Here is a 12527-nt window from a genome sequence, read left to right on the forward strand (position 1 = left end):
ACTACTCTAAAAAGCGAACGCAGAGCGTCCGGGGCGGCATTCCCACGCAGAGCGTGGGAACGATCGGCGCAGTGGGGCGGCGACGTGTTAGAGACTTGGCAGCAGCTTGGCCGGCACCAGCTCATTCAGGCAGCGGCTGGCAAGCAGTTCGCTGGCGGCGATGATGTCCGGGGCGAAGAAGCGGTCCTTGTCGTAGAACGCCACTTTGTCACGCAACAGGCCACGGGCCTTTTCAAGCGCGGGCGAGGTTTTCAAGCCGTCGCGCAGATCCAGGCCCTGGCAGGCGGCGAGCCATTCCACAGCGAGAATGCCACGGGTGTTCTCGGCCATTTCCCACAGGCGCTTGCCCGCAGCCGGGGCCATGGACACGTGGTCTTCCTGGTTGGCCGAGGTCGGCAGGCTGTCGACGCTATGGGGATGGGCCAGTGCCTTGTTCTCGCTGGCGAGCGCCGCAGCGGTGACCTGGGCGATCATGAAGCCGGAGTTGACCCCGCCATTGCCCACCAGGAACGGCGGCAGTTGCGACATGTGCTTGTCCATCATCAACGAGATACGGCGCTCACTGAGCGAGCCGATTTCGGCAATCGCCAACGCCATGTTGTCGGCAGCCATGGCCACCGGCTCGGCGTGGAAGTTACCGCCGGAAATCACATCGCCTTCGGCCGCGAACACCAGCGGGTTGTCCGACACGGCATTGGCCTCCACCACCAGCACCTCGGCGGCCTGGCGGAACTGGGTCAGGCAGGCGCCCATGACCTGCGGCTGGCAGCGCAGGGAGTAAGGGTCTTGCACCTTGTCGCAGTTCTGGTGCGACTGGGACACCTGGCTGCTTTCACCGAGCAGGTCGCGATAGGCCGCAGCGGCATCAATCTGCCCACGCTGGCCGCGTGCGGCATGAATCCGTGCGTCGAACGGCGAGCGCGAGCCGAGTACCGCTTCCACGGTAAGGCCACCACACGCGAGAGCGCCGGCGAACAGGTCTTCGCCTTCAAACAGGCCGCGCAAGGCATAGGCGGTGGACACCTGGGTGCCGTTGAGCAGGGCCAGGCCTTCTTTGGCGGCGAGGGTCAGCGGCGTCAGGCCGGCGACTTTCAGCGCGTCGGTCGCCTCCAGCCATTCGCCCTTGTAGCGCGCCTTGCCTTCGCCGAGCAGCACCAGGGACATATGGGCCAACGGCGCCAGGTCACCGGATGCACCGACCGAACCTTTAAGTGGAATGTGCGGGTACACCTCGGCGTTGATCAGCGCGATCAGCGCGTCGATTACCTGCCGACGAATCCCGGAGAACCCACGGCTCAGGCTGTTGACCTTGAGCACCATGACCAGCCTGACCAGCGCATCGCTGATCGGCTCACCCACGCCGGCGGCATGGGACAGCACCAGGGAACGCTGGAGGTTTTCCAGGTCTTCGCTGGCAATACGAGTCGAGGCCAGCAGGCCGAAACCGGTGTTGATGCCATAGGCGGTGCGGTTCTCGGCGAGAATCTGCTCCACGCAGGCAACACTGGCTTCGATCTGCGCCGTGGCGCTGTCATCCAGGCTGAGGGTTACCGGCTGCTGGTAGATGGCCCGCAGTTGGGCAAGGCTCAGTTGGCCCGGAATCAGGGTTAGCGCAGTCACATTCATTCTCCTTGTGAATTGTTCTTCTAGGCATTCAATACAAATTCGGTAATGCGGTGTCTTTGATCAGGTTGGCGGCCGCAGCAATGTCCGGCGCCAGCCAGCGGTCCTGCTCGTAAGCGGGGACCATTTCGCGCAGCAGGCGCCAGGCGCGGTCGGTGCCAACGCCGAAGCGCTGGCCCTTGAGAAACTCGAACGCCTGGGCCGCCAGCAGGTATTCGATGGCCAGAATCTGGGTAACGTTGAGCAATACCTGATGCAGCTTGAGCGCCGCATTGGTGCCCATGCTCAAGTGGTCTTCCTGCAGGCCCGAGGTGACGAAGTTGTCGAGCACCGCCGGTTGCGCCAATTGGCGGTTCTGCCCGCACAACGACGCGGCGACGTACTGCACGATCATCATCCCGGAGTTGACCCCGGGGTTGCTGACCAGAAACGCCGGCAGGCCGCTGACGTGCGGGTTGATCAGGCGGTCCAGGCGGCGTTCGGCCACCGAACCGATTTCGGCCATGGCGATGGCCAGCAGGTCGGCCGCCAGCGCCACGGATTGGCCGTGGGGGTTGGCCTGGGACACTACGCGGTAGTTGTCCGGCGTGCCGAGGACCAGCGGGTTGTCGGTGGCGCTGTTGAGCTCGGTCTCGATCTGGCGGGTGGCATGCGCCACCTGATCGCGCGCCGCGCCGTGGATCTGCGGGATCGAGCGGATGCTCAGGGCGTCCTGGGTACGGACGCCCCGGCTGGTGGCGATCACTTCACTGCCGTCGAGCAAGGCGCGCAGGTTACGCCCGACTTCCTGCATGCCCGCATGGGGCTTGAGGGCAATGATTTCTGCGTCGAAGGCATCGATCTGGCCGCGCTGGGCTTCGAAACTCATGGCGCCGATCACGTCGGCCCATTGCAGCAAGTGATGCGCATCGGCCAGGGCCAGGCAGCTCAGGCCGGTCATGCACGGCGTGCCGTTGACCAGGCACAGGCCGTCCTTGGCACCCAGGACGACGGGCTGCAAACCTTCGGCGGCCAAGGCTTCTTGTGCAGTCACAACCTGGCCGCGATAGCTGACGTTGCCGACGCCGAGCAGCGCCACGCCGACATGGGCCATGTGGGTCAGGTAGCCCACCGAGCCCTGGGACGGTACTTGGGGCGTGATGCCGTGGTTGAGCAGCGCCAGCAGCGCTTGCACCACTTGCCGATGCAGGCCGGATTTGCCGTGGCTGTAGTTGATGATGGCGGCGCAGATGATCGCGCGGGTCTGCTCGTCGCTCAAGACAGGGCCGACGCCGCAGGCGTGGCTGAGCAAGGTGTTGCGCGACAACTGGCGCAGTTGCTCGCCCTCGAGCGACACGTTGCACAGCGCGCCCAGGCCGGTGTTCACGCCATACGCGCGCTCGCCGCTGGCGACGATGCACTGCACGACGGCCTGGGCATTGTCGATCCGTGCCCAGGCCTGGCTCGAGAGTTCGAGCACTGCGCCGTGGCGGGCGACGGCGGCGACGTCCTGCCAGCGCAGGGGGGTGTCGGCGATGATGATTGGTGTTGCCTGGGGCATCTTTGTACCTTCTTCAATTTTTGTGCAGCCTTACCGGCCCTATCGGGGGCAAGCCCCCTCCCACCTTTGAAATGCATTCCCCTGTGGGAGGGGGCTTGCCCCCGATGAGGCCAGTAGCCTCACCACCAAACCCGGATCAGACCACCGCCGCCCGCCGCTGAACAAAGCGATCCACATACTCATCCGCCGGCGAATACAGTATCTCGCGCGGCGTGCCAACCTGGATCAGCTTGCCGTCCTTGAGGATCGCAATGCGGTTGCCGATGCGCACGGCCTCGTCGAGGTCATGGGTAATAAATACGATGGTCTTGTGCAGGGTCTTTTGCAGCTCGAGCAACTGGTCCTGCATCTCGGCGCGGATCAGCGGGTCGAGGGCGCTGAAGGCTTCGTCCATCAGGATGATGTCGGTGTCGGCCGCCAGTGCGCGGGCCAGGCCCACACGTTGACGCATGCCGCCGGAGAGCTGGTGCGGGTATTTGTTTTCATAGCCTTTAAGGCCCACGGTTTCGATCCAGTGCAGGGCGCGTTCGGCGCAGACCTGCTTGGTTTCGCCACGCACTTTCAGGCCATAGGCGACGTTGTCGAGCACGCTTTTGTGGGGCAACAGGCCGAAGCTCTGGAACACCATGCTGATCTTGTGGCGACGGAATTGACGCAGGGCTTCCATGTCCAGTTGCAGGATGTCTTCGCCATCCACCAGGATCGCGCCGCTGGTGGGGTCGATCAGGCGGTTGAAGTGACGTACCAGGGTGGACTTGCCGGAGCCGGACAGGCCCATGATCACAAAGATTTCACCGGTAGCGATGCTCAGGGACAGGTCGTTCACGCCGACCACGCAGCCGGTCTCGGCCAATACCTGATCCTTGGTCTTGCCCTGGCCAATCAGCGCCAGCGCCTCCCTGGAGCGATTGCCGAAGATCTTGAAGACGTTTTTGACTTCGATTTTGCTGACGGTAGTCATTTGCTCGCCTCATGCCGTGGACGACCATAGGCCTGGGTAATGCGGTCGATGACCACTGCAAGAATCACGATTGCCAGACCGGCCTCCAGGCCACGCCCGACGTTGAGGGTCTGGATGCCGACGAGCACGTCTTCACCCAGGCCGCGCGCGCCGATCATCGAGGCGATCACCACCATCGACAACGCCATCATGGTGGTCTGGTTGATGCCCGCCATGATGCTCGGCAGCGCCAGCGGCAGTTGCACGCCGAACAGTTGCTGCCAGCGGTTGGCACCGAAAGCGTTGATGGCTTCCATGACTTCGCCGTCGACCTGGCGAATGCCCAAGTCGGTCAGGCGGATCAGCGGCGGCGCGGCGTAAATGACCGTGGCGAAAATCGCCGGCACCTTGCCCAGGCCAAACAGCATCAGCACCGGGATCAGGTACACGAAGCTGGGCATGGTTTGCATGATGTCGAGCAACGGCATCAGCACCGAGCGCAAGCGATTGCTGCGCGCGGAAAGGATGCCCAGGGGAATGCCGATCAGCACCGAGATCACCGTGGCGACCATCATCAGCGCCAGGGTCTGCATCAGTTTGTCCCACAGGCCGACCGCGCCGACGAGGAACAACAAACCGACGATCACGACCGTGGTCACCACCTTGCGGGTGGCATGCCAGGCGATCACGCCGACGATGGCCAGCATCAGCCACCAGGGCGCCGCGCGCAGCAGCCCTTCCAGATTGACGATGGCCCACAGCAGGGTGTCGGAGATATGCCGGAACACATCGCCGTAGTTGGTGACCAGCGAGTCCACCCAACCGTTGACCCAGTCGGCGATGGAAAACGTAAAACTCTCGGGAAACATAGCGTGCTCTCGATCCAGTGGGTTGAGGCCAGGCGTCCGGCTGCCTCTCAGGGTAGCCGGACACGCTTTACCTACAAGGCCGCGTCGATTTTCCTGGCGGCGTCTTCGCTTACCCAGGCGTGCCAGACTTCAGGATGTTCCTTGAGGAAAATTTTCGCCAGCTTCGGCGACTCGATCCGTTCCTTGGCCATGCGGCCCAGGTTCTGGTTCAGCAGGTCGATGGGCAGGTTGACCTTTTCCAGCACGGCCACCAGTTCCGGCGCTTGCTCGTGGAAGGTCTTGGACAGGCCGACCTTGATGCTCACGCGCTTATCCACGCCCGGCTTTTCTTCCAGCTTGACCAGGTCCACCTGGCCCATCAGCGGCGTCGGCGACCAGTAGTAGAACAGGATCGGCTCGCCGCGCTTGTAGCTCGACAGTACCGCCGCGTCCAGCGCCGGGCCGGTGCCGGGGCGGAAGTTGGTGTAGGTGCTTTCCAGGCCGTAGCTCTTGAGCATTTCGCTGTTGTCCAGTTCACAGGTCCAGCCGGCCGGGCAGTTGTAGAAGCGGCCCTTGGACGGTTCTTCCTGGTCCTTGAACACGGCGGCGTACTTGGCCAGGTCAGCGATGTTCTTCAGGTCAGGCGCCTTGGCTTCCAGCTTGCGCTTGGCGTCACCTTCGATCACATAGCGCGGCACGTACCAGCCTTCAACCGCGCCAACCACCGGCGCACCGACGCCGACGACCTTGCCGGCCTTCTCGGCCTTGTTCCAGACTTCGCTGCGGCCCACCCACTCCTCGGCAAACACCTGGATGTCATTACTGCTCAGGGCGTTTTCCATGGTGATGGAGTTGCCCGGCAGGCTGTCGGTTTTGCAGTCGTAGCCTTTCTCCAGCACGGTTTGCAGGATGTCGGTGAGCAACATGCCGCTTTCCCAGTTCAGCCCGGCGAATTTCACCGGCTTGCCGGATTCGCACCAGCCGGCCGCCTGGGCGCCGGCGCTTGCCAGCAAGCCCGCAGACAGCAACGTGGTCAGCAGGGTCTTATGCATTTTCATTATGTGACGCTCCCAATCATGAAATGGATTACGGCAGTCAAAAGGCGTCCTGCCTTGTCCACGTCCCATCAGGCTTGCGCAGGCAGCCCGTCTGTTGTGAGTAAAGCGCCCTGCTCTTTCGGCAGGATCAGATGATCGGGCACCGTGCCGTGCCATTTTTTTGCACACACGTAATACACGGCTGCAGGCAGTACCAGGCCGATGATCCAGGAAATATCCACGTCCCCCAGCGCAGCCACCAGGGGCCCCGTGTAGAACTTGGTTGAGATGAACGGCAACTGCACCAGCACGCCGAACACATAGACGCTGATCCCCAACAGGTTCCAGCGACCGTAGCGTCCGTTCGGGTCGGACAAGGCCGGCACGTCGTAGCGCTCGCGGGTGATGCAGTAGTAATCCACCAGGTTGATCGCGCTCCAGGGCGTGAAGAACGCCAGCAGGAACAGGATGAACGACTTGAACGCACCGAGGAACGAGTGCTGGCCGAGCAACGCGATCAGGGTTGCCGCACCTACGATGACGAGCACGAACACCAGGCGCTGCAAACGGGTGACCTCAAGGCGGCCACGAAAACCGCTGATGATGGTCGCAATGCACATGAAGCTGCCGTAGGAGTTGAGCGTGGAGATGGTGACCTTGCCGAACGCAATGCTGAAGTACAGCAACGCCGCAGTGGCCCCCGTCCCGCTCAAGCCAACGATGTAGGCCACTTCATGCCCGGCGAATTGGCCGTTGGACATGGCGGCGGCAAACACACCGAGCACCATCGCCACCTGTGCGCCAATCACTGAGCCCGCACCCGCGGCGAAGAAGGTTTTCACCGATGACGTCTTGCTCGGCAGGTAACGCGAATAGTCCGCCACGTAGGGGCCGAAGGCGATCTGCCAGGAGGCCGCAAGCGACACCGCCAGCAGAAAACTGCTCCAGCTGAAGTGACGGATCTGCAGGAGCGCGCCAACATCGGTCTGGCTCATCAGGCGACTGAACAGGTAGACAAAGGCGATCACGCCGATGACGCTGGCAACACGCCCGATGAAATGGATCACCCGGTAACCGAGCACCGTGACCAGCACGATGACACTGGCAAAGATCAGGATGCCCACGCTGTCGCTGACCCCGAACAACTGGCCCAGCGCCTGCCCGGACAACACGGTGCCGGTGGCGGTAAAGCCCAGGTACATCAGGCACACCAGCACGATCGGGATGGCCGCGCCATACACGCCGAACTGCACCCGGCTGGAGATCATCTGCGGCAGGCCAAGCTTGGGCCCTTGCGCCGCATGCAACGCCATGACGCCGCCGCCGATCAGTTGACCGATCAACAGACCGATCAACGACCAGAACACATCACCGCCCAGCACCACGGCCAGGGCCCCGGTGACAATCGCGGTGATTTGCAGGTTGGCCCCCATCCACAGGGTGAACTGGCTCAGTAGACGACCATGTCGTTCCGCTTCGGGGATGTAGTCGATCGAACGCCTTTCGATCAACGGGGTGGTGTCGTTCGCAGCCATGCTGTTCAACCTCTGATGGATTGTTCGATGCTTTTCTGTAGGAGCGAGCTTGCTCGCGAAAAACGTACATTCAACGCAGCGATGTGCCTGGAATACCTTCGCGAGCAAGCTCGCTCCTACAGTGAGTGCGTCAGCCGTTAATCATCGGCAGATTCAGGCCCTGTTCCTTGGCGCAATCGATCGCGATCTGGTAACCCGCATCCGCGTGACGCATCACCCCGGTCGCCGGATCGTTATGCAGTACGCGCGCAATGCGTTCGGCCGCTTCGTCGGTGCCGTCACACACGATCACCATGCCCGAGTGCTGCGAGAAGCCCATACCGACGCCGCCACCGTGGTGCAACGAAACCCAGGTCGCGCCGCTGGCGGTGTTGAGCAAGGCGTTGAGCAGCGGCCAGTCGGACACGGCGTCGGAGCCATCCTGCATGGATTCGGTTTCGCGGTTCGGGCTCGCGACCGAGCCGGAGTCGAGATGGTCACGGCCGATCACCACCGGTGCCGACAATTCGCCGCTGCGCACCATTTCGTTGAAGGCCAGGCCAAGTTTGGCGCGCTGGCCCAGGCCGACCCAGCAGATACGCGCCGGCAAACCCTGGAAGCTGATGCGTTCGCGGGCCATGTCCAGCCAGTTGTGCAGGTGGGCGTCGTCGGGGATCAGCTCTTTGACTTTGGCGTCGGTCTTGTAGATGTCCTGCGGGTCACCGGACAGCGCCGCCCAACGGAACGGGCCGATGCCACGGCAGAACAGCGGGCGGATGTAAGCCGGTACGAAACCCGGGAAGTCGAAGGCATTTTCCACGCCTTCTTCCTGGGCCATCTGGCGGATGTTGTTGCCGTAGTCGAACGTCGGGATGCCCTGCTTCTGGAACTCCAGCATGGCTTTGACGTGCACGGCCATCGACTGCTTGGCGGCCTTGATCACGGCGGCGGGTTCGGTCTTGGCGCGGGCGCGGTATTCGTCCCAGGTCCAGCCGGCCGGCAGGTAACCGTTGAGCGGGTCGTGGGCGCTGGTCTGGTCGGTGACCATGTCCGGACGCACGCCACGTTTGACCAGCTCAGGCAAAATTTCGGCGGCGTTGCCCAGCAGGGCGATGGAGATGGCTTTGCCTTCCTGGGTGTACTTGGCGATGCGCGCCAGGGCGTCGTCAAGGTCAGTGGCTTGCTCGTCGACATAGCGGCTGTTCAAGCGGAAATCGATGCTGACCTGCTGGCACTCGATGTTCAACGAGCAGGCACCGGCCAGGGTCGCGGCCAGCGGTTGCGCGCCACCCATACCGCCCAGACCGGCGGTGAGCACCCAACGGCCCTTGAGATTCGAATCGTAATGCTGGCGACCGGCTTCGACGAAGGTTTCGTAGGTGCCCTGGACGATGCCCTGGCTGCCGATATAGATCCAGCTGCCGGCGGTCATCTGGCCGTACATGGCCAGGCCCTTGGCATCCAGTTCGTTGAAGTGTTCCCAACTGGCCCAGTGCGGCACCAGGTTGGAGTTGGCGATCAATACGCGCGGGGCGTTGCTGTGGGTCTTGAACACGCCGACCGGCTTGCCGGATTGCACCAGCAGGGTTTCGTCGTCATTGAGGTGGGTGAGGCTCTCGACGATCTGGTCGTAGCATTCCCAGTTGCGCGCCGCACGACCAATGCCGCCGTATACCACCAGTTCCTTGGGGTTCTCGGCCACTTGCGGGTCGAGGTTGTTCATCAACATGCGCAGCGGCGCTTCGGTCAGCCAGCTTTTGGCGGTGAGCGTGTTACCGCGTGCGGCGCGGATTTCGACGTCACGGTATTTTGTAGGCCTTGCTTTCGAAAAATCGGTCACAACTGGACTCCTCGGCGATCGATGCGCGGACTTGGACGGTGCGAAGAAGAGTCTTACGCACACACCTTTACTTGTATGTACAAGCATATGCAATCGAGCGGCCAACTTTCCGGGGCAGTGGCCTGGATTTTTTTGCACAGCGCGTGGGAGCCTTGGAAATTAAGGCTTCCAGGCTTGATGAAATTTCTTACAGAGGAATTTACGACGGGGGAAAGGTAGTCACGACAGCATGGCTTTGCGTCACGCTGGGGCATTCGGTAACAAATTGGTGCACAGGTTGGAAACGCCGCAGACACAAATGTGGGAGGGGGCTTGCCCCCGATTGCAGAGTGTCAGCCACCAGATCTTTGGCTGATACAGCGCTATCGGGGGCAAGCCCCCTCTCACATTTTTTTAACCGCGTGCGGTCAGTTCGATCAGGCAGCAGCGGCCACTGACCGAGATATCCAGCAAGCCGGTGTTACCGTCCACTTGCAGGCAATCGTGATGGCCGAGTTTCTCGCCCAGCACCTTCACCTCATCGGCAACGCTGAACACCAGCACCGTCCGGGCCGTGCTGAAAAAGCGTTGCACGCCATCCACCCACTGCAAGCGCGCGTGGTAACGCTCAGGCGAGTAGATCAGGTTGAAATCGCGGATCGGCCCGGTGATCAAGCGGCACGACACCTGGCTGTCACCGGCGAAGGCGAACGGCTGCAGCGGTAACAAACCGCGCTGCTCCTCACCGTCGACGGTCAACACCATGCCCGCGCCCTTGATCACCGTAATCACGCGCTGGTAACCGGCGAAGGTGGAAAACCCGCCCGACTCGGCAATATCGGCAATCGACAGGCGCCAGCCGAAACCCTCAAGGCCGGTGCCCGCGTCGCGGGTGATTTCTTCGGTACTGCCGCCGCCGTTCTTCCACGGCATGCGCACATAGTCGGCGGCGCGCCAGACGTTGACTGAACTCATTTACTGAAACGTCCTTCGAGGCTGTGCCGGGAACCGGGGTGAATCAGGCGCGCGGCCGTGACCGGCTGGCGGCCGGACCAGGTGCGCCGGCGAATCAACAGGCAGGGCTCGCCCGCTTCGATCTGCAGCAGCTTGCATTCGGCGGCATCGGCGAGGATCGCTTCAACCACGTGCTCGCCTTCGGTCAGCGGGGCGACCTGGTTGAGGTAGGCGTAGGGCGTTTGCTGGGTGAAATCCTGCTGCAAGTATTCCGGGGCGACCAGCGCGTTGACGAAACGGTCTTCGATCTGCACCGGAATGTCGTTTTCGAAATGCACGATCAACGAGTGAAACACCCGCCCGCCTTCGCGCATTTCCAGGGCGACGGCGCGTTCGGAACCGGCCGCTTCCTCGCCCAGGGTAATGACCTGGCACGTATGGCGATGGCCACGGGAGGCGATCTCATCGGCAATGTTGTGCACTTCAAACAGCGCCGACTGACTCTTGGGCTCGGCGACGAACGTACCCACACCCTGCATGCGCACCAGCAACCCTTCGGCCGTCAGCTCACGCAACGCGCGGTTGATGGTCATGCGGCTGAAGCCCAGTTGGCTGACCAGCTCGCTCTCCGACGGCACGCGGTAATGGGGCGGCCAGTTGCCGTTGAGGATCTGCTGGCTGATCATCTGTTTGACGCGGGCATACAAGGGCGCCGGACTTTCGTCCATATGGGCAGCCAGCGAAGACTTGGCAGGCGGAGTCGGCACGAGGAATCCTTGCAGGGGAAAAAGATGCATAGATTGCCGGAGTTTACCGAGCAGGCAAACGTCTGTATATGTATATACAAATAAACACACGACCGGGGTGACTTGATCATGTCTGCTTTCTTTGCCGAACGCGCGCTGCTGCCTGATGGATGGGCCAATGATGTACGTCTTGAAATCAGCGCCGATGGGCGGCTGACGAAGGTAGAGGCCAATGCCACGGCAGACGGCGCCGAGCGGCTCAGGGGGCCGGTACTGGCCGGCATGCCGAACCTGCATTCCCACGCCTTCCAGCGCGCCATGGCGGGTCTGGCCGAAGTGGCAGGCAATCCGAACGACAGTTTCTGGACCTGGCGCGACCTGATGTACCGCATGGTCGGCAAAATCAGCCCGGACCAGTTGCAGGTCATCGCCCGCCAGCTGTACATCGAAATGCTCAAGGCCGGTTATACCTCGGTGGCCGAGTTTCACTATGTACACCACGACGTCAGCGGCCAGCCCTATGCCGACCGCACAGAGCTGTCGCGCCAGATCAGCCAGGCAGCCGCCAGCAGCGGGATCGGCCTGACCCTGCTGCCGGTGCTTTATACGCATTCGGGGTTCGGTGGCCAGGCCCCCAACGACGGGCAGCGCCGGTTTATCAACAGCACCGAAAACTACCTGGATTTGCAGGCGCGCCTGCAGCCGATACTCGCCGCGCAACCTGCGCAGCACCTGGGCCTGTGTTTCCACTCCCTGCGGGCAGTCACGCCCGAGCAGATCAAGCACGTGCTGGCCGCCGGCGACACGGCTTGCCCGGTGCACATCCACATTGCCGAACAGCAAAAGGAAGTCGACGACTGCCTGGCCTGGAGCGGCAAACGCCCATTGCAGTGGCTGTATGACAATGTCGACGTGAATGAACGCTGGTGCCTGGTTCATGCCACCCATGCCGACTCCGACGAAGTGACGCGCATGGCCAGGAGCCGGGCGATTGCCGGTTTGTGCCTGACCACCGAAGCCAACCTGGGTGATGGCATTTTCCCGGCAGTGGATTTTCTGGCCCAGGGCGGCCGCATGGGTATCGGCTCCGACAGCCATGTGTCACTGAGCGTGGTGGAAGAATTGCGCTGGCTGGAATACGGCCAGCGCCTGCGCGATCAACGGCGCAATCGTCTGTATCGCGACGACCAGCCAATGGTGGGCCGCACGCTGTTCGATGCGGCACTGGACGGTGGCGCCCAAGCGCTGGGGCAGCCGGTTGGCCGCCTGGAAGTGGGCAAGCGGGCGGACTGGATCGTGCTGGACGGTAACGATCCGTACCTGGCCACGGCCAGTGAGGACGGGATTCTCAATCGCTGGCTGTTTGCCGGTGGTGATCGGCAGGTACGCGATGTGCTGGTCAACGGCCAGTGGGTGGTGCGCGATGGACATCATGCTGGCGAAGAAGACAGCAGCCGGGCATTCACCCAGGTCTTGAGGGATTTGTTGAGCTGACAAGCGACACAT

The 12527-nt window shown here is 62.4% G+C and carries 10 protein-coding genes; 1 reads left to right on the forward strand and 9 read right to left on the reverse strand.

The annotated features are described in order from the left end of the window. Positions 1-87: 87 nt before the first annotated feature. The 9 genes from hutH (BFP96_RS05325) to hutC form a co-directional block, all read right to left on the reverse strand. Positions 88-1626, reverse strand: a complete 1539-nt coding sequence (gene hutH, locus BFP96_RS05325; protein ID WP_122483536.1) for a histidine ammonia-lyase — start codon at positions 1624-1626, stop codon at positions 88-90. 28 nt (positions 1627-1654) lie between these two features. Beyond that, positions 1655-3163 (reverse strand): HAL/PAL/TAL family ammonia-lyase, encoded by a 1509-nt coding sequence (gene hutH / locus BFP96_RS05330; RefSeq protein WP_065935777.1) that lies wholly within the window; start codon positions 3161-3163, stop codon positions 1655-1657. 136 nt (positions 3164-3299) lie between these two features. After that, positions 3300-4124, reverse strand: coding sequence for a quaternary amine ABC transporter ATP-binding protein (locus BFP96_RS05335; RefSeq protein ID WP_065935778.1), 825 nt, complete (start codon positions 4122-4124; stop codon positions 3300-3302). Continuing rightward, positions 4121-4972 carry an ABC transporter permease gene (locus BFP96_RS05340; RefSeq protein WP_057724462.1) on the reverse strand — a complete coding sequence of 284 codons (852 nt, stop codon included), beginning with the start codon at positions 4970-4972 and terminating at the stop codon, positions 4121-4123. The genes BFP96_RS05335 and BFP96_RS05340 overlap by 4 nt, the downstream gene beginning before the upstream one ends. A gap of 71 nt (positions 4973-5043) precedes the next feature. Further along, entirely contained in the window at positions 5044-6009 is a 966-nt protein-coding gene (locus BFP96_RS05345) for an ABC transporter substrate-binding protein (protein ID WP_065893718.1), read from the reverse strand. A 68-nt stretch (positions 6010-6077) separates the two neighbouring features. Beyond that, complete coding sequence (locus BFP96_RS05350) at positions 6078-7523, reverse strand: purine-cytosine permease family protein (protein ID WP_065935779.1); 1446 nt, start codon at positions 7521-7523, stop codon at positions 6078-6080. Positions 7524-7653: 130 nt separating this feature from the next. After that, a complete protein-coding gene (hutU, locus tag BFP96_RS05355; RefSeq protein ID WP_065935780.1) occupies positions 7654-9342 on the reverse strand; it encodes a urocanate hydratase in 1689 nt (562 codons plus the stop codon). Positions 9343-9735: 393 nt separating this feature from the next. Beyond that, positions 9736-10296, reverse strand: coding sequence for a HutD/Ves family protein (locus BFP96_RS05360; RefSeq protein WP_065893721.1), 561 nt, complete (start codon positions 10294-10296; stop codon positions 9736-9738). Then, positions 10293-11003, reverse strand: coding sequence for a histidine utilization repressor (gene hutC, locus BFP96_RS05365; RefSeq protein ID WP_170827588.1), 711 nt, complete (start codon positions 11001-11003; stop codon positions 10293-10295). The genes BFP96_RS05360 and hutC overlap by 4 nt, the downstream gene beginning before the upstream one ends. A gap of 147 nt (positions 11004-11150) precedes the next feature. Here hutC and BFP96_RS05370 point away from each other — a divergent pair, with 147 nt between their 5' ends. Then, positions 11151-12515 (forward strand): formimidoylglutamate deiminase, encoded by a 1365-nt coding sequence (locus BFP96_RS05370; protein WP_065935781.1) that lies wholly within the window; start codon positions 11151-11153, stop codon positions 12513-12515. The last annotated feature ends 12 nt before the right edge of the window (positions 12516-12527 follow it).

Origin of the sequence: Pseudomonas sp. 34 E 7, assembly GCF_900005715.1 — a bacterium.
In the GTDB taxonomy this organism is placed as follows: Bacteria; Pseudomonadota; Gammaproteobacteria; order Pseudomonadales; family Pseudomonadaceae; genus Aquipseudomonas; species Aquipseudomonas orientalis_A.